The 17,219-nt window shown below is 72.1% G+C and carries 16 protein-coding genes; 9 read left to right on the top strand and 7 right to left on the bottom strand.

Going from position 1 to position 17,219, the window contains the following annotated elements:
• Positions 1-22: 22 nt before the first annotated feature.
• From JOD46_RS01055 to JOD46_RS01035, 5 genes are all read left to right on the top strand, one after another.
• On the top strand, positions 23-724 hold the full coding sequence (locus JOD46_RS01055) for a hypothetical protein (protein ID WP_204390983.1): 702 nt from the start codon (positions 23-25) through the stop codon (positions 722-724).
• Complete coding sequence (locus tag JOD46_RS01050) at positions 721-1,824, top strand: glycosyltransferase (RefSeq protein WP_204390982.1); 1,104 nt, start codon at positions 721-723, stop codon at positions 1,822-1,824. The genes JOD46_RS01055 and JOD46_RS01050 overlap by 4 nt, the downstream gene beginning before the upstream one ends.
• Positions 1,821-2,702 carry a nucleotidyltransferase family protein gene (locus JOD46_RS01045; RefSeq protein WP_204390980.1) on the top strand — a complete coding sequence of 294 codons (882 nt, stop codon included), beginning with the start codon at positions 1,821-1,823 and terminating at the stop codon, positions 2,700-2,702. The genes JOD46_RS01050 and JOD46_RS01045 overlap by 4 nt, the downstream gene beginning before the upstream one ends.
• Positions 2,702-2,968, top strand: a complete 267-nt coding sequence (locus JOD46_RS01040; RefSeq protein WP_204390978.1) for a PqqD family protein — start codon at positions 2,702-2,704, stop codon at positions 2,966-2,968. Before JOD46_RS01045 ends, JOD46_RS01040 begins: the two co-directional genes overlap by 1 nt.
• Positions 2,969-3,110: 142 nt before the next feature.
• On the top strand, positions 3,111-4,919 hold the full coding sequence (locus JOD46_RS01035) for an ABC transporter ATP-binding protein (protein ID WP_204390976.1): 1,809 nt from the start codon (positions 3,111-3,113) through the stop codon (positions 4,917-4,919).
• On the opposite strand, the gene JOD46_RS01030 is transcribed toward JOD46_RS01035, so the two are convergent.
• The 3 genes from JOD46_RS01030 to JOD46_RS01020 form a co-directional block, all read right to left on the bottom strand.
• Complete coding sequence (locus JOD46_RS01030) at positions 4,920-5,795, bottom strand: glycosyltransferase family A protein (RefSeq protein ID WP_204390973.1); 876 nt, start codon at positions 5,793-5,795, stop codon at positions 4,920-4,922. It abuts the gene before it with no gap.
• Positions 5,796-5,815: 20 nt separating this feature from the next.
• A complete protein-coding gene (locus JOD46_RS01025; RefSeq protein WP_204390971.1) occupies positions 5,816-7,006 on the bottom strand; it encodes a hypothetical protein in 1,191 nt (396 codons plus the stop codon).
• 66 nt (positions 7,007-7,072) lie between these two features.
• On the bottom strand, positions 7,073-8,074 hold the full coding sequence (locus tag JOD46_RS01020) for a beta-1,6-N-acetylglucosaminyltransferase (protein WP_204390969.1): 1,002 nt from the start codon (positions 8,072-8,074) through the stop codon (positions 7,073-7,075).
• A gap of 71 nt (positions 8,075-8,145) precedes the next feature.
• Here JOD46_RS01020 and JOD46_RS01015 point away from each other — a divergent pair, with 71 nt between their 5' ends.
• Positions 8,146-9,117 carry a glycosyltransferase family 2 protein gene (locus tag JOD46_RS01015; protein ID WP_204390967.1) on the top strand — a complete coding sequence of 324 codons (972 nt, stop codon included), beginning with the start codon at positions 8,146-8,148 and terminating at the stop codon, positions 9,115-9,117.
• On the top strand, positions 9,114-9,983 hold the full coding sequence (locus tag JOD46_RS01010) for a hypothetical protein (RefSeq protein ID WP_204390966.1): 870 nt from the start codon (positions 9,114-9,116) through the stop codon (positions 9,981-9,983). Before JOD46_RS01015 ends, JOD46_RS01010 begins: the two co-directional genes overlap by 4 nt.
• A 12-nt stretch (positions 9,984-9,995) precedes the next feature.
• Here the strand turns inward: JOD46_RS01010 and JOD46_RS01005 are convergent, their stop codons facing one another.
• The gene (locus JOD46_RS01005) at positions 9,996-10,997 is read right to left on the bottom strand and encodes a glycosyltransferase family A protein (protein ID WP_204390965.1); all 1,002 of its coding nucleotides are present in this window, start codon (positions 10,995-10,997) and stop codon (positions 9,996-9,998) included.
• A 61-nt stretch (positions 10,998-11,058) separates the two neighbouring features.
• On the opposite strand from JOD46_RS01005, the gene JOD46_RS01000 reads away from it, so the two are divergent.
• Positions 11,059-12,072, top strand: a complete 1,014-nt coding sequence (locus tag JOD46_RS01000) for a glycosyltransferase family 2 protein (protein ID WP_204390964.1) — start codon at positions 11,059-11,061, stop codon at positions 12,070-12,072.
• Here the strand turns inward: JOD46_RS01000 and JOD46_RS00995 are convergent.
• Together JOD46_RS00995 and JOD46_RS00990 are read right to left on the bottom strand one after the other, a co-directional pair.
• Complete coding sequence (locus tag JOD46_RS00995; protein WP_204390963.1) at positions 12,055-13,188, bottom strand: polysaccharide pyruvyl transferase family protein; 1,134 nt, start codon at positions 13,186-13,188, stop codon at positions 12,055-12,057. The two genes, JOD46_RS01000 and JOD46_RS00995, sit on opposite strands and share 18 nt — an antisense overlap.
• A 4-nt stretch (positions 13,189-13,192) precedes the next feature.
• Positions 13,193-14,566: a Coenzyme F420 hydrogenase/dehydrogenase, beta subunit C-terminal domain gene (locus JOD46_RS00990; protein ID WP_204390962.1), complete on the bottom strand. Its 1,374-nt coding sequence runs from the start codon at positions 14,564-14,566 to the stop codon at positions 13,193-13,195.
• Between the two features lie 82 nt (positions 14,567-14,648).
• On the opposite strand from JOD46_RS00990, the gene JOD46_RS00985 reads away from it, so the two are divergent.
• Entirely contained in the window at positions 14,649-16,022 is a 1,374-nt protein-coding gene (locus tag JOD46_RS00985; protein ID WP_204390957.1) for an O-antigen ligase family protein, read from the top strand.
• On the opposite strand, the gene JOD46_RS00980 is transcribed toward JOD46_RS00985, so the two are convergent.
• The gene (locus JOD46_RS00980) at positions 16,009-17,163 is read right to left on the bottom strand and encodes an ATP-binding protein (RefSeq protein ID WP_204390956.1); all 1,155 of its coding nucleotides are present in this window, start codon (positions 17,161-17,163) and stop codon (positions 16,009-16,011) included. The two genes, JOD46_RS00985 and JOD46_RS00980, sit on opposite strands and share 14 nt — an antisense overlap.
• Between the last annotated feature and the right edge of the window lie 56 nt (positions 17,164-17,219).

The raw sequence follows: 17,219 nt of genomic DNA, 5'->3' as shown, positions 1-17,219 counted from the left end.
GCGAAGGGCAGCGGATGTCGCGGTGCCGACGCATCGACTGGGTGAGGAGCTCGACGTGGGCGTGAACGCGGCCGTGCGCGCCTCGCGCCTGCGCTGGGCGGCGATCGGGGCGACGGCGTTCGTCGTGCTCTACGGCGTGCATCGTCTGCTGCAGGGGCTCGGCCCCGAGACCAGCGCCCCGGCCGACCTCGCCGCCTGGATCGGCGACCAGCGCGTGCCGTTGCTCGCGAGCGAGCTCGCGCTCGGCGTCGCGCTGCTCGCCGTGATCGTGTTCGCCGCGCCGCTCGCGGTCGTGCTCCACGATGACGGCGACGCCGTGACGGCCGCGGCGTTCGGCCTCGCGAGCGCCGTGTTCATCGCCATGGGCCTGGTCTCGCTCACGGCTGAGACGGCGCTGTTCGCCGCGGCGACCGACCCCGCCGAGACGGCCCTCGCCGTGCTCGACGCCCTCCAGACGAGGGTGCCGAATGTGCTCGCGGGCTCCGCGCTCGCCGCGACCCTCGCACCGGCTTTTCTGCGCCGCAGGATCGGATGGCGCTGGCTCGGCATCGTGAGCCTCGTCGCGGCCGCGTTCTTCGCGCTGGGGTTCGTGTTCGGCGTGCTGGGTTCCGCCCCGGAGGGCCGCGGCTCGGTCTTCGGCGTCGCGGTGTTCATCGTGTGGATGGCGCTCGTCACGGCCGCGCTCTGGCGCGCGGCCGCGGTCGAGGCGCGGCGGGCCGCATGACGGCGGCGCGCGACATCCGGAACCCCGGCGACGAGCCACGGATCGTGCTCGCGCACGACTACCTGGTGCAGGTCGGCGGGGCCGAGCGCGTCGTCACCGAGTGGGTGGCGGGCTTCGGTGCCGACCGCGTCGTGACCCTGGCGTACCGGCCCGAGTCGACCTACGAGGCGTTCCGCGGGCTCGAGGTGCGCGCCACCATCCCGTCGGCGCTGTCGGGGCAGGTCGAGCGGATGCTGCCGGCGCTGCCGGCGATCGCCGCGCGGACGACGGTCGCCGGCGGCGACGTGGCGCTCGTCTCGAGCAGCGGGTGGGCGCACCGGTTCCGCTTCGAGATGCCGCACGTCGTCTACGTGCACAGCCCGGCTCGCTGGCTGTACGCCGCCGAGGACTACCGGCTGCGGCTCAGCGCGCTGCGCCGGGCCGGCCTCGCCGTCAGCACGCCGCTGCTGCGCGCGGGCGACGCCGAGGCGATGGCGCGTGCGAGCGCGATCGTGGCGAACTCCGAGGTCACGCGCGAGCGGATCCGCGCGGCGTACGGGCTCGAGTCGACCGTGATCCATCCGCCGGTCGAGCCGGTGGCGACGGATGCCGCGGCACCGGCCCGCGACCTCAACGCGCCGTTCGCCGTCGTCGTGGCGCGCGACCGCGGCTACAAGAACGTGCCGCTCGCCGTCGAGGCGGCCCGCGCGGCCGGACTCGGGATCGCGGTCGTCGGCTCGGGTTCGGAGTCGCTCGACGACCCCGCGCGCGGCGTGCACGGCCTCGGCCGGGTGAGCGACGCCGAGCTCTGCTGGGTGTACCGGCACGCCGAGGTCGTCATCGGCGCGGGGCGCGAGGACTTCGGGCTTACCGTGCTCGAGGCCGCGCTCGAGGGCACGCCGGCGGCGACGGTCGCGGCGGGCGGCTACCTCGAGACGGTGCGGCCCGGCGTGAGCGGCGCGCACGCGGCATCCGCCACCGCGGCCGACCTGGCCGCGGCGATCACGGCCGCCCGCGGCATCGACCCCGAGTCGACCCGCGATTGGGCACGCGGGTTTCGCCGCGACGCCCACGTCGCGCGCCTCGCTACAGTGATCCGGGAGGCGGTGCAACGGGCGTGAACGAGTCGCAGGTCAGCGTGCCGCTTCCGGTGCGCCTGCGATTCGGGCACGCGGCGGTGCAGCACCTCGCCGACTCGATCGGGGTCGACCTGCTGCACATCAAGGGGGTCGCGGTCGACCCGTCGCTCCGCCCGGGCGGGTACGCCGGCAGCGACGTCGACGTGCTCGTGCGCCCCTCGCAGGTCGACGCGCTCGACCGCGCGCTCCGCGCCAACGGGTGGGCCCTCTACAGCACGTTCGAGGGCGGTTCGCCGTTCGGTCACGCGCAGACGTACCTGCACGACGCGTGGGGGTTCATCGACATCCACCGCTACTTCCCCGGCATCCGCCTCGACCCGGCGCAGGCGTTCGAGGTGTTCTGGGCCGATCGGCGGCCGGTCGAGATCGCCGGGGTCGGATGCCGCGTGCCGAGCGTGACCGCCCAGGCGGTGCTGCTCCTGCTCAACACGGCGCGCTCGGCGAAAGGTGCGCGCGGCGACGTCGTCACGGTGTGGACGGAGGCCGACGAGGCGTTCCGGGCCGACGTGACGCAGCTCGTCGCGCGGCTGCACGCCGAGGTCGCGTTCGCGGCCGCCACCGGCGGGCTCGACCGGTACCGCGACGACCGCGAGTACCGGCTGTGGAAGGTGGTCTCCCAGGGCGGCTCGCGCGCCGCCGAGTGGCGGGCCCGCATCCGCGCCGCACCCAGCGCGGGGGCGGCGATGCGGATGGCGCTGCGCGCGACGTTCGTCAACGTCGACCACCTGGCGCACCGCCTGGGCCGCACGCCCACGCGTCTCGACATCGCCGTCGAGTTCATCCGTCGCCCGTTCGTCGGCGTCGGCCAGGCTGCCCAGGCGGTGTACCGCCGGTACGGGCCGCGAAGGGTGGTGCGTTGATGCCCGGCTACCGCCCCGCCGACGCCGTGGGCGTCGTCGAGCACGACGACGTTCTCTACGCGGCGACCCTGCCGCACGGGCCGATCGTGGTGCTCGACGGTGTCGCGGGGCTCATCTGGGTCGAGGCGTGCGACGGCCCCGCCGAGTCATTGGTGGACCGTGTCGCCGGATGGACCGGTGTGGAGCCGGCGACGATCCGGGCCGAGGTCGAGGGGTTCCTGGATGACATGGTCGAGCGCGGCCTGCTCGAGCGAGTGAGCGAGTGAGTGCGCCGAGCGCGTGAGCGCGTGCGAGAGCCGGGCGGGCGCGTCGGCCGCACGACGCACGGCGTGGCACGCGCCATCCGCGCAGTTATGATGCCCTGAGGCCCGCCCGCCCGACATCGAGGGCGAGGCGCGGAGGAGACCCATGGCAGGAAGCGTTCGCGAGCGGAGCCTGACCGCGCAGCTGCGGATGATGCTCGACATGGCCGGCGCCGATCCGAAGCGGTGGGTCCTCGGCACCATCGGCGCGTCCTTGGTGCTCGCCGCGCTCGACACGATCGGCGTTGCGGCCATGGTGCCGCTCACGCAGCTCTTCACCGGCGACACCGACAACTGGTTCGTGCAGTGGATCTCGGGCGTGCTCGGCACCACCGACCTGTCGACCCTCATCCCGGTCGTGGCGGGGCTGATCACGATCGTCTTCATCGTCAAGAGCGTCGGCGCGATCCTGTTCCGCTGGTGGCTGCTCGGCCGCACGACGAAGATCTCGGCGCTCTCCTCGGCCGAGCTCGCCCGTCGCTACGCGCTCGCGCCGTACTCCGATCACCGCTCGCGCCGCATCAGCGAGGTCTATCGCAACATCAACGATGCCACCGGCCAGTCGTCGAGCGTGCTGCTCGGGGTCGTGAGCCTCGTCTCCGACATCGTGGTGCTCGCGGCCATCGTCGTGGTGCTCGCGTACACCTCCTTCGCAGTGACCCTGTTCGCCGTGGCGCTGTTCGGCATCCTGGTCTTCGGCGTGCAGATGGTCCTGCGTCGCCGGCAGTACCGCATCGGCGAGGAGCTCGCGGCCGCCGGCCTCGAGGCCTGGCAGTTCCTGCTTCCCGGACTCGACGGGTTCCGCGAGGCCCGGCTCACGTCGAGCTCGAGCGCGTTCATCGACGGCTTCCGCGAGGCGCGGATGCGCCGGGCTCGCGCATCGCGGGTCATGGGCATCCTCTCCGACGCACCGCGCTACCTGCTCGAGCTCGGGTTCGTCATCGCGATCCTCGGCATCTCGGTCATCCTCTTCACGACGGGCACTCCGGCCGAGGCGCTCACCGTGCTGGGCGTCTTCGCGGCGGCCTCGCTGCGTGCGCTGCCCGGGCTCAACCGGGTCGCCGCCAACCTCGCGACGATCCGCACCGGCAAGGCCGGGCTCGAGATCGTCTCCAACGCCGTCGAAGAACTCGACGCCGGGGGTGTGCACGACGAGCGTCCGAGGAGCTCCGAACCGTTCACGGGCGACATCGTGCTCCGCGACCTCAGCTTCCACTATCCCGACTCCGAGGAGTTCGTGCTGCGCGGGATCTCCCTCGACATCCGCGAGAACCGCACCACGGCGTTCGTCGGTTCGAGCGGTGCCGGCAAGAGCACGCTGCTCGACATCGTGCTCGGCCTGCTCAAGCCCACGGAAGGCGAGGTCATCGTCGGTGGCCGCTCGATCGCCGACGACCTCGCCGGATGGTACGCCGGCCTCGGGGTGGTGCCGCAAGACGTCTTCCTGCTCAACGCGACGCTCACGACGAACATCGCCTTCGGTGTGCCGCGTGACGAGATCGACGTCGACCGGGTGCGCGAGGTGATCCGGATGTCGCAGCTCGACGCGCTCGTCGCCGATCTGCCCGAGGGGCTCGACACGGTCGTGGGCGAACGCGGCGTGCGTCTCTCGGGTGGACAGCGCCAGCGCATCGGACTCGCCCGCGCGCTCTACCGCCGGCCGCGAGTGCTCGTGCTCGACGAGGCGACCTCCGCGCTCGACAACGTGACCGAGCACGAGATCGCCAAGACACTCGGTTCGCTGCAGGGCACGCTCACGATCGTGATCGTCGCCCACCGGCTCTCCACGGTTCGGCATGCCGACACGCTCGTCTTCCTCAAGGACGGCCAGGTCGAGACGGAGGGCACCTTCGAGGAGGTTCGCGCCGCGAGCGCGGACTTCGCGCGCCTGGTCGAACTCGGCGAGCTCGACTGATCAGCTCCCGCCCCGCGGGCCGCTGCCCCCGGCTCTCCGCAGTCTCCTCCTGAAGGCGGCCACGCGCTCGAGCGCCCGGCGGCTCGGCAGCACCGACCGGGCGAGGCCGGCCGGGGTCCACGGCGTCGCCGGGATGCCGAACTCATCGGCGATGCGCGGTCCGATGGGTCGGCCGAATCCGCCGAGCGAGACGCCCGAATGGTTCTCGCCCGTGCCCACGCGATACAGCGCGGCGGGAAACTCGACCGCCTCGAGTGGGTGCCCCGCTTCGGCGAGGTCGGCGCTCAGGTACCGGTGCGAGCCGAAGTGACGGAAGAGGCGATCGCCGAGCGCCGCTCGGAGCTCGTCCTGCGGAGCGTCGGGGTCGAGCGAGTCGGGCAGGCCGTACAGTTCGGGCCGCACGATGAACGCGGTGCCGCAGTGACGGTGGAACTCGGCCTGCCTCCGGATGGCGCGTCGAGCGCTCGACCATCGCCACCCGTCGACGATGCGCCAGCCGTTGTTCGTGGGATTCTCCGCCGAGAGCGCCGCCAACCGGTTCGACACCATGTCGTCGGCGTCGAAGAACATGACATGGTCGGGCGCTGTCGTACGCGCCGCCAGGAGGCCGACGGCCAGCTTCGACCCCTTGTCGAGCAGGACGGCGTCCTGCCCCGTGATCGGGCTGCGCTTCTCGCTCGGTGGGGCGAAGTCGACGCCGACCCAGTGGACGCCGTCCGGCAGTTCCCCCGGCCTCCGATTCCCCACGACCCAGACGGTGAAGTCGGGATGCCGCTGGCGCATCACCGACCGGAGCGTGTCGGCGAGCAGCGCCTCCACCTGCGCGTAGTCCGAGCTGTTGCGCGGATGTCGCAGGGAGGTGATGAACGCCAGCACGGTGACAAGCTCACCACATCTCAGGCGGGCGCGACGTCGGTGTCCGCCGGGCGGTGCCGTCCCCGGAGCACCGCGCCGGTCTTGCGCGCCGTGCGCCGCAGTCCGTGGCGCACGAAGCCGGCCGCCGACGGCGGGAGGGCGAACCCGACCTGGCGCGCGAAGTTCCTGAGTTCCACGAGGTGAAGATCGCGCGATGCAGCGACCTCGTCGATGAACGCGTCGCGCGCGCTGCGGTAGGCATCGAGGTCGAACACCCGACCGTACGCGTCGAGATGCCCGGCGAGCTCGAGCGTCAACTGGGTGCGCAGGCACTTGCTGCACCGCGAGCAGTTGCGTCCGTCGGCGGTCATGCTGGTGCACACGTGGAGGCTCTCGGTGGACTCTGGGACCCCGGCGACGATCTCGGTCTTCTCGGCGCGCGTGTACTGGCTGCCGTGGAAGACCGGGCGGAACCGTCCGGTCTCGAGAAGCGGCATGGAGATGGCGTCGGAGCGTGCGCTGCTGTGCGATCGGCGCACGCCCACCTGCGCGTACGGCGCCGTGCTCGCGAAGATGAAGCCGCCGAGGGCGCCTTGCAACAGGAACGCCGTGCCCAGGTTTCGCGGCCCGTGCGTCTGCACGAACGCCCCGATCGGGAAGAAGTCGTCGAGGTTCGAGTCGACGGGGATGAACGGCAGGCCGAGCCGCTCGGCTGCGGGTGCGAGCTGCGCGTGCATGCGGCGGAATCGCCGACGCCCGCGATCGCCGCCCGTCATGGCGCCCACATTGAAGAACGAGAGGTGCGTCAGCCGCAGGGCGTCGGGCACGGGTTGCACCAGGTGCTCGGCGATCACGGCGAAGCTGTCGATCCCACCCGAGAACCCGGTGCCGATCCCGCTCGCCCGCGGGGTCGCGGCGACCGACTCCGCGGCCTCGACCGGGATCTGCCGCGTGCCGGGGATCACGGCCTCGAGGATGTGCTGGTAGCCGTGGGTGATCCCGTGCACCAGCTCGTCGGTGACCGCGCCCTCGACCTCCATGGGCCCGCCCGCGCGCATCGCCGGGACGAGGAGTCCGACGACCGCCGGGTCGACGGCATCGGTGAGCATCCCGGCGTGCTCCTCGGGCACCTCGAACCACAGACGGTCCGGCGCGTTCGCGAGTCCGCGCACTCCGACGTTCCACGTCGTCGTGCCATCCGTGGATCGGATCTCAGGTCGCCCGACCTGCATTGCGCGCCTCCTCGTCGCGCCGCATGGGGCGCCGTCAGGAGCGTACTCCCAGGTCTGACACTGGCGTCACCGCGTGCGCGTGCGGCGATCCAGCTCGTCCATCAGCGCGGCGCTCCGCACCGGTTCGACCTTGCGGCAGAAGGCCGACCCCGAGGACACGAGCGCATCCAGGTCGTCCAGCGTGCACACGGTCGGCTGGTCGCGCACCGTATCCCAGGTCACGCGCGTCACTGGAGGAAGCGCGGCCGGCGCCCCGCGCCATGAGAGCGGTGTGACCAGCGCGGACTCGTCGGGGATCACCGTGCGGCGATAGAACCGGCGGAGCCGGGACGACGGGGCGAGATCCTCATCCAGCAGGCGATCCAGCTCGGGTCGGCGCAACGCGACCCACTGGCTGCCGAAGTAGCAGGGCCGCTCCGGGGAGAAGGGCGTGCGGCGCCGGATGCCCCAGAAGACGCCGCGCCCCCGGGTGACCACGCGCACGCTGAGCATGGGCTCGAGGCGGAGCGATACGGCGCCCCGAACGCGCCGCAGCAGGGCGCCCGTCGGTCCCCCGATGCGGATGCGCCGACGCGCGAGCGGAGTCTGGAACCACCGGTACGTGTAGCGGGTGAGCTCGTCGAGGCCTTCGCCGCGCCGCGTGCCCCAGTGCGCCGTGTAGCGCAGCGGTTCGGCCGTGCCCACCCAGCCGTCCGCGGCGAGCACCTCGGCCTCCCATTCGTCGAGCCGGCGGATCGGATAGTCCTGGCCGGAGACGAGCACCACGAGCGCCGGGTCGACGCGCTCCCGCACCAGCTCGAATGCGCGGAGGGTCGCCTCGACGAGTTCCCACGACCCCCAGTCGGTCGCGAGCCCGTGCTCGACGACGTCGACCCGGGGATCGCCGATGCCGGCGGGGAACTCGGTCGTCCGGCTGTCGTGCGCGACCAGTACGTACGCGCTGGGGCTCGATGCGATGATCGCCCGGACGAGCCGCTCGACCTGCGGCCAATCGCGGTGGGTCAGGACGACGTAGGCGGCACGTGGCGAACGGGTCTCGGATCGCGCCGTCGACTCCGCCCGATCCATGACGGCAGCATACGAGGTGCTGCACGGCTCGTGGATAGAATCACCCGGTACCGGCCGAGGAACGGGAGACCATGGGCGACGCACCGAAGCTGAGCGTCTGCATCGTGACGTACGAGCGGCCGGAGTTCCTGCGACGCTGCCTGCGTTCGCTGGCCGACGGTCTCGACGCGGGATCCGAGATCGTCGTGGTCGACGCCTCCACCGCCGATCGACGCGGCATCGCCGACGAGGCCGGACGACCGGTCGTCTACGTGCACGCGCCGCAGCTCGCCGGGTGGATGACCCGCTCGCGCAACGAGGCCCTCCGGCACGTGCACGGTGAGATCGTGAGCTTCCTCGACGACGACGTGGTGCTCCGTCCGGGGTGGGAGTCGGCGCTGCTCGCGGCGTTCGACGACCCGATCGTGGCCGCGGTCTCCGGACGCACCTGCAACGGCGCTGCCGGCGAGGAGCAGTACGCGAAGCCGATCGGTCGCCTGCTCGGCGACGGGTCGCTGACCGACGGGTTCGCGTCGCTCCCCGCCGGGCCGGTCGAGGTCGACCACGGCATCGGGGCGAACATGTCGTTCCGCCGCTCCGTGCTCGCCGAACTCGGCGGCTTTCGCGACGACTACCCCGGGACGGCCCTCCGCGAGGACACCGACATCTTCCTCCGGATCCGGGCCATCGGAGGGCGGGCGATCTTCGCGCCGGACGCGGCGGTCGACCACCTCCCCGCGCCGCATGTGCGCGGCGCCCGCTTCGACACGCGGTACAAGCTCTACGGGCGGCGCAACCATATGGTGCTGCTCGCCCGCGACGGCGGGATCCGCTCGCCCCTCCTCCGCAGGTGGGTCGGGGGGCAGTTCCGGGCGATCGGCCGCGCGGGCGGCTTCGCGGCGAGGGTCCGCCGTTTCGGGGTGACGCTAGTGGGCGTAGCGTGGGGGTATGCGGCCGTGCTGCGGTCGGCCAGGTGGCATCCGCTGCCGCCCCGCCGCGATGACGCACTGGGCCGCGAGCTCCGCGGGCTCCTCGGCGCGCCGGCCGAGGGCGTCGCCTCATGACGGCGCCCGAGCCCACTCGGTTCAACGCCTACGTGCTGGCCGGCGATCCGGCGTGGATCGCGACGAGCATCGGGTCCTACTACGACATGGTCGACCGGATCGTCGTGTCGTTCGACCGGACGCATCGCTCGTGGTCGGGCCACCCGCTCTCGGTCGAGGAGTCGCTGCGTCGCATCCAAGCGGCCGACCCCGAGGGCAAGGTGGTGCTGCTGCCGGGCGACCACGTCATGGGCGAGCGCTCGCTCATGGCGACCGAGACCGCGCAGCGGCAGGCGGCCCTCGATGCGGCGTCCGAGGGCGCCGACTGGGTGCTCCAGTTCGACACCGACGAGGTGCTGCCCTCGCCCGCGGCGCTGCGCCGCGAGGTGGCTGCCGCCGACACGGCCGGGGCGCAGGCGCTCGACTTCCCGCTTCGCAACATTTACACCGCCACGACCGACGGGCGATTCCTCGAGCAGTGCGGCCGGTTCTGGGGTTCGCAGGCGTCGTATCCCGGTCCGGTCGCGGTGCGCGCGGGAACGCGGCTCACCGTGGCGCGGCAGGCCGGCGGCGTGCCGCATCGCCGCCTCGACGTGGCCCGGCGCAACACCGACCCCGCACACCCGCGGAACACGCCGGTCCACGCCGTGGTGCCGCTCGACGAGGCCGTCCTGCACCTGAGCTGGGTGCGGACCGAGGCGCAGATGCTCGAGAAGCGCCAGGTGTCGGGCTACGCGCACACGCGCGACTGGGACCGCGACCTCGAACGATGGCGGTGGCGGTCGCGCCATCCGCTGCGCACCGCCGCGGCCGCGCCCTTCACGCGGAACGCGTGGGATCGCTACCGCGTCGTCGCGCTGCCTGCGCTCGCCGGCCTCGAGCCCTGAACCGGGTCGCCATCAGCGACGGCCGAAGAGGCGCGTCGCACGCCGAATGCCGCCCTGCACCCACCTCGGGGCGGCGGCCCGGATCCGGTCGCTGCGGCGCGGAAGGATGTCGCGCGCGATCACGAGCGCCTCGCGGTACGAGCGGAGGTCGCGGGCGCGCCAGCACGCGCGCAGCGCCCAGCCCAGCACGAAGCGGTAGTTCGTGCGATATGCGTCGAGCGGGCGGTGCGGCGGGGTGGGCAGTGGACTCGGCTGCCAGAACGAGCGGATGGCGCGCAACGCCGTCAAGCCCTTCACCGGCGATCCCGTGCGGGTGATCGAGTTCGGCAGGTCGCGGAAGAACGCGAGCCGGTCGCGGATCAGGCGCCACTCGGTCAGCCGCGCGACGTTGACGTACATCACCCAGTCCTGCGCCGTGACCATGCCGTGCGGGAAACCGCCGGCGCGTTCGAGGAGGTCGCGCCGCACCGCGGAGGTGCTCATCGATCCGCGCATGCGCTCCAGCAGGAGATCGAAGCTCCGGCCCTCGATCTCGAGGTACGACAGGTCGCGGCGCGGTACCGCCGTGCGGATGGCCACCAGGCACTCGTCGAGCGTGTCCGCGGCGAACTCGTCGTCGGGGCCCGCCTCCGACGCGAAGCTCCAGTAGGCCGCGTTCATCGCGCCGATCTCGGGCGAGCCGGATGCTTCACGCTCGACCCGGGCGAGGTAGTCGGGGTGGAGCAGGTCGTCGTCATCGAGGAAGCACACCCAGTCGGTGCGCGCGTTCGCCACGCCGGCGTTGCGGGCCGCGGCCACGCCGGCCTTCTCGATGGGGTGCACCTCGACCGGCACGTCCGCGAGCGCGGCCACGGCGGGGTCGTCCAGGCCGTCGGGGATCACGATCACCTGGTCGAAGGGCCGGGATTGCCGCAACGCACTGTCGACCGCCTGGCGGACGAATTCGGGGCGCCGGTGCGTCGGGATCACCAATGCGAACGTCGTCGCCGCGGCATCCGCATCTCGATCCTGCACGCGGTCATGCTACCGGGGCGCGAATCGTGCCCGGCGAGAGCGGTGTGGGATGCTGCTGCCCATGACGTCGCAGCCCACCGACCTGCGCCCCGATGCGCGCGACGCCCAGCCGCTGGTCACGATCGTGATCCCGCTGTACGACGGCGGCCGATTCATCCGGCAGACGCTGGAGTCGGTGCTCGCGCAGGGCTTCGCGCGCCTGGAGGTCGTCGTCGTCGACGACGGGTCGACCGACGACGGCCCCGCGATCGTGCGAGAGCTCGCCGCCGATCCGCGCGTCGCGCTGGTCACCAGCCCGCACCTCGGCGTCTGCGAGGCACGGAACCTCGGTGCGACGCGCGCCGCCGCGTCATCCCGGTACCTGCTGTTCCTCGACGCCGACGACGTCTGGCACCCCGACACGCTCGCGACGCTGATCGAGGTGCTCGAGAACCGGCCCGACGCGGCGGGTGCGTTCGTGCTCGCCGACTACGTCGACGCCGAGGGGGCGCCGCTCCACCCCGGCGACTTCCCGCGTCACATGCGCTCCCGCGAAGACCTCGTCGAAGGTCGGCTTGTGCCGCGCGATCTCGACGCCGACGTCGGCGCCGAGCACCTGTTCCTCGCGAACCTCGTGTACCCGCCGAGCTGCCTGCTGATCCGTCGCTCGGCGTTCGACCGCGCCGGCGGGTTCGACTCGCGGTTCCTCGCCGAGGACTGGGAGTTCGTGGTGCGTCTCGCCGAGGTTGGACCGCTGGTGCCCGTCGACCGGGTGATGGTCGGATACCGTCGGCACGCCTCGAACGCCTCCGGCGACCGGGCGCGGAACGTCCGCGGAGCCAGGCAGGTCTGGTCCGCGGTCTACCATCGGCGGTCGGGATCGCCCGACGCCGACCGCCGTATCCGCCGGATCTGGCGCGCGCACCAGGCCCGCGTGGCGCGCCGCAAGCTGGGGGAGGGCCGCGCCATGATCGCGCGCGGTCAGGTGCTGGCTGGTCTCGCGAGGGTGACCGACGGGATGGCGCACGCCCTCCTCCGGTGGCCGCCCCGCGCCTGGGCACCGCATCGCGAACGAGCGTCAGGGCTCGAGTCGTGAAGCGAGACCCCGTGCGAGGAACTCCGTCGACTCGCGCCGGAGGCGCGCATGTCGTGCGCTCACGGCGTCCCAGTCCACGTCGCTGATCGAACGCAGGCCCGGCACGCCGGACGGTGCGGCGGTCAGCTCGTTCTGCGACAGCAGCTCGTCCCATCGCGGGTCGCGCGCGAAGCGCGTGCGGGCGATGATCGGCCTCCGGAAGCGCAGCGCGAAGATCGCCGCGTGGAAGGAGTCGGTGGAGACCCGCTCGGCACCAGCGATCGCCCACACGAAGCCGGCCGGATCGACGTCGGCATACTCCTCGCGATCGAGGGCGTGCAGGTCGACGACCGCGAGACCCGCCGAACGCGCGTCGTGATCGAGCCACGCCTCCTGTTCGGGCGTGGGGTGGCCGAGGAAGAACCGGACGGCGTACGGCCGGTCCACGATCGGCGGCCGCCCCGCGATGAGCCGATCCCAGACGTCCTGTTCGACGAGCAGCGTCGGATCGAGGACGACCGGGACGTCGCGGCCGGTGAGCTCGGCGACGATGCGCCGCCCGCCGGTCTCGCGTACCGAGAGGTGCGGGATGCCGGCGAGCCAGTCGCGGTACCGCGAGCGGAGGAACCCCGGGATGCGCTGGACGCCGAAGCTGGGCGCGTACGCGATCCGGCGCTCCGCGGGCACGAAGTCGAGGAAGTCGATGCCCTGCGCGCGCCGGTAGACGGGGTTCCAGACCTGGTCGGAGCCCGCGATCGCGTGCGCATAGCGATCGGCCCACTCGGCCGCCGGACGTTCCGAGTACTCGTTCGGCGAGGAGGCGACATTCGCCCGCGCGAACGCGGCGATGGCCGCCCGACGCCGTTCGAGGAAGGCGGCTGGGCCGGCGGAGGTCCGCCCGAGGCGCTCCCCCACTCGGGTGAGCGTCCTCGCGGCCAGGGCCGGTGCATCATGGCGCGCCTCATGGAGCAGCCTCGGCGCGAGCAGCGCACGATCCCACGCGGGGGGCCGGTTCCGCAGCGTCTCGGGCTCCCAGCCGAGCGCGCGCACCGCTTCCTGCAGGGCGTAGTTCTGCAGGCGATTGCCGTAGTTCGTGTCGTCGTTGATGGTGACGATGCCCACCCTGCGGGTCGCCATGGGATCAGCCGCGCCTCAGGACCGATCGGAGGGCCTCCCGGGCGCGCGTCGGGAGGCTCTTGCCCTCCGACTCGATCCGTCGGTAGCGGCGGATCGCGGCGCGCATGGGCGCGGTGTAGGCCGAGAGCCGTCCGCTCGTCCTGGCGTCGAGGAACGCGGCGAACGAGAGTTCCGACATGGCGCGGCGCTGCCGGATGAGGGCGATGCGCTGGGAGGACACCCCGTCGTAGCCGGGGGAGACGCGCTTGCGCGGCACGCTGAGCCCGTCGGCGAGGTCGTCGGCCAGACGGACCCGGAGTCCGTCGCGCCGATGACGGAAGTTGCCCGCCTGCGACTGCGCCGCGAGGTCGGTCGTCAGCGGCTCGAGGCGGATGGCGCCGTCCCGGACGCCATCGCCGAGGATCCGGTCGGCCTCGGCCGCGCGCGTGACGAGCACGTTCGTCCCCTGCCAGTCCTCGGTGTACTGCGGAAGCCAGGCGTCCCCGAAGACGACGTCGGCGGTCTCGGCGAACACGTCGTCGCAGAAATTGCACGCCCCGGGTTGGAAGGCGCCGTAACCCCAGCTGCCGTCGATCGCCGACAGGGTGCGCCGCAGACGCGCACGGCCGCCGCGGCCCCGTGCCAGGTAGTCGTACGAGTAGGAACGTCGGGCCGGGTTCTTGACGCGGAAATCGATGCCCTCGAGTTCGTCGGGCCGCACGCCCGCCTGCCACGCGAGCGACTCGGCGAAGAACCGGCTCTTGAGGTGGCCGCAGACCAGCCCGACATGCCAGGTGAACTGGCGGCGGAGCACCTCGTCCTCGCGTTCGAGGTGCCGGACGGCCGTGATGAAGCACGGCACGCCGACGACCGCATACGTGCGCCCGTCGCCACGGACCTCGCGGACCACCTCGTCGAGGGTGGTCGAGGCGTACATCGACTTGCGGTCGGCCAGGAGGTCTCCGCTGGTGCGCGACACCGTGTAGCGGAACAGCTCGGATCCCTCGCCCTTGCCGACGTGGATCACCCCGTCGACGAGGGACCGGTCGAGCAGTTCGCCGAGGAACCACGAGGTGAGTCCGCCGGAGCTGCTGCCCACGATGCGGTCGTCGTCCACCACGCGGCCCGCGTAGACCGATCGGTACCTCCCGATGCGGGGATGGGTCGGCAGCTCGGCGTAGTGCGCCTCGGACACCTGGTCCTCATCAGGCGACGAGTCGGAGAACGGGCACACCCGATCGGCGGCCTCGAGCTGCTCGGGGTCGGCGGCCGTGAGGTCGGCCTGGAACATCCCGTAGCGATCGAGGCGGACGGGGATCGCGCCGCCGGTGCGGATGGCGCAGCCCCCGCAGCCGACGCACATGCCGCGCGCGACCACGTCGCTGATCGTGTGTGCCATCGGGCCAGACTAATCGGGACCGACCTCCTGGGTCGGCTGGACGACCTGCGATACTTGAGGCGATTTCAGCGAAGGACCGGGCATGAGTTCGACGAGCGAGCGCCGGGCGATCCGGCACCACCGGGTCGTCGACTGGTGGGCAGGCGCATGGCGCTGGGTGCTGATGGCATTCGGTGCGGTCACTGCCACCTACCTGCTCCTCGAGCGTGGGTCGCAGGGCGGCGCGATGCTCGCGGTCGTGCTCGCCGCCTTCGTCGTCGCGGCGGCCCTCACCGGTTCGAAGCCGCTGGCGATCGTGCTGTTCTCGGTGCCGGGGCTGCTGATCTCGCAGCGCATCGGCGTCGGCGGCGCCGACCTGTCGGTGTCGGATGCTGCGCTCGCCGCGGCGTTCGGCGCGGCCGTGCTGCTCGGCGAGCGGCCCTACAGCCGATCCCTGCGGCAGTTGCTCGTGCTGAACCTCGTGTACCAGTTCGCGACGTTCTTCACGTTGCTCGTCAACCCGTACCTGGCCAACACGATGGAGTGGTTCCACGCATGGCTCCTCGTCTCGGGTGCGCTCATCGTCGGGTGGGCGCTCGGTGCGGCCGGATTCGCTCGCACTGCGCTCTCGCTCATCGTGTTCACCGCGTGCGTGATCGCCGTGCTCACGCTGATCGACGCAGCCACGCAGTACCTCGCGGGCAACTTCGGACCGGCCGCGCCGTCGTGGCCGATCCCGATGCACAAGAACTTCGTCGGCACGGTCTTCGCCTTCGGCGCGATCATCGCGTTCCTGAACCCCGATTGGGTCGGGTGGACGCGCGGGTGGTCACGGCTGGCGTTCTGGCTGCTGATCGCCGGCCTGCTGGTCTCGCAGTCCCGGCAGGCGCTGATCGGCCTGATGGCGGCGGTCATCGTGGCGGTCATCCGGCGCAGCACGTCACGTCGCTCCCGCTACCTCATCGCAGTGCTGCTGATCCCCGCCGCGTGGCTGATCATCTCCATGGTGGTCGACCAGGTCCAGTCGCAGAATCAGCACAACTCGGTGTTCCAGCGGCTCGACTGGTTCCGCGAGGTCTACCGCTTCTGGCGCGAATCGCCCGTCTTCGGGCATGGCCTGCGCTACTGGTACCAGCCCGGCAACCTCGGCTACCAGCCGCCGCAGGGCGAGCTCGAGGTGCTCGCCAGCTCGGGCGTGGTCGGACTCATCGGCTTCGCCGTCATGTGCATCGGCATCCTGCTCGTGCTCTGGCACATGGACCCGCGGTACGGCACGCTCGCCTTCGCGATCGTCCTGAGCCGGTTCGTGCAGGCGCAGTTCGACCTGTTCTGGGTGGCGGCCCAGGTGTCGATCCCGTTCGTCGTCGCCGGCATCTGCATCGGCGCGATGGCGCGCGAGGAACGCGCGAACGCCGAGGCGGCGATCGGCCCGCCGCTGCGCGCGGGCCGGCCGACCGCACCGATCAGGCTCGGGTGAGCAGCTCGGCCTGAATCAGCTCGCCGACCGTCGCGGAGACCACCTCGGCTGGGTCGATGTGCTCCGGCGGCGCCGGCATCTCGCGCAGGGCCGCGTCGGTGAGCTCGGCCTCGGTGGCGTCCTCGGCGGCGAACCACAGCACCGGACCCAGGCCCTCGAGCACGCTCACCCGGTTGCCGCTCAGCACGACCAGCGAGTCGTCGACGGTCAGCGCGTCACGGTAGTTCGCGCGGCGGTAGAGCGTCGCCGCGTCGGCCTCTGGGGTCTCGACCGTCTCGAACGGCGAGAGCTTGCTCGCGCAGTCGCAGTCCTTGGTCGACACGCCGATGTCGACGAGCTGGGGCGACTCGAAGGCGGTGGTCGCGAGCACGTCGTCGATCAGTGCGGGGAGCGTGTCGGCCTCGGAGTAGACCACGCGACGCACGCCACCCGTCGAGAGGATGGCCGTGACGAGCGTGCGCAGCGGCCGTGGAAGGGAAGAGAGGTAGCTCGTCTGCGGCACGATCTCCTCGAGCGCCTCGAGCAGCGGCACATGCTCGACATACGGAGCGTCGATGCCCTCGCGGCGATCGAGCACCACCATGGCGGCGAGCTCCAAGGGCGCTGCCGGGAGGTCGCGCAGGCCGAACTCGGATGCCGGCACCTGCGTCTTCGCGTCGGGGTGCTGCCCGATCGAGAGCGGCTTGCGGAACGGCACGACCGCGCCGTCGGCGGAGAACGCCAGCGTCTCGTCGGTCACGTACCCCAGCTCGCGGGCGAGGGCCTGCGTGGCGGTCGTCTTCCCGCGCCCGGACGGCCCGACGAGGGCGATCACCCGGCCGTCGTCGAGCGCGACGGCACCGGCGTGCAGCATGAGCGCCGAACCGCTGAGCTCGCCGATCGCCGCGAGCGTCACCTCGCTCGCGAGCAGCGAACCGAGCCGTTCCGCCGAACCGGTCGAGACCACGCGGACCGACATCTCGGTGCTGTGGGGGAGTTCGCGCAGGGCCCCGACGACGGTGACGTCCGGCTGCGCGGCATCCTGCTCGATGACGTCGACCCATTCGGCGCGCATGCGCTCACGGTCGGCTTCGGGCACTGAGTCGTCGAGCTCCACGCGGATCACGGACTCGAGCGCGCGCACGTCGAAGGTGGTTGGCATACCATGGACCCTACTCGTTCATGGTCCACCGCGCCGCGGATCGGACGGCGGCACGA

Origin of the sequence: Agromyces aurantiacus (assembly GCF_016907355.1) — a bacterium.
GTDB lineage: Bacteria > Actinomycetota > Actinomycetes > Actinomycetales > Microbacteriaceae > Agromyces > Agromyces aurantiacus.
Note: the sequence above shows the minus strand (reverse complement) of the source record. Positions and strands in the feature narration are given on the sequence as shown.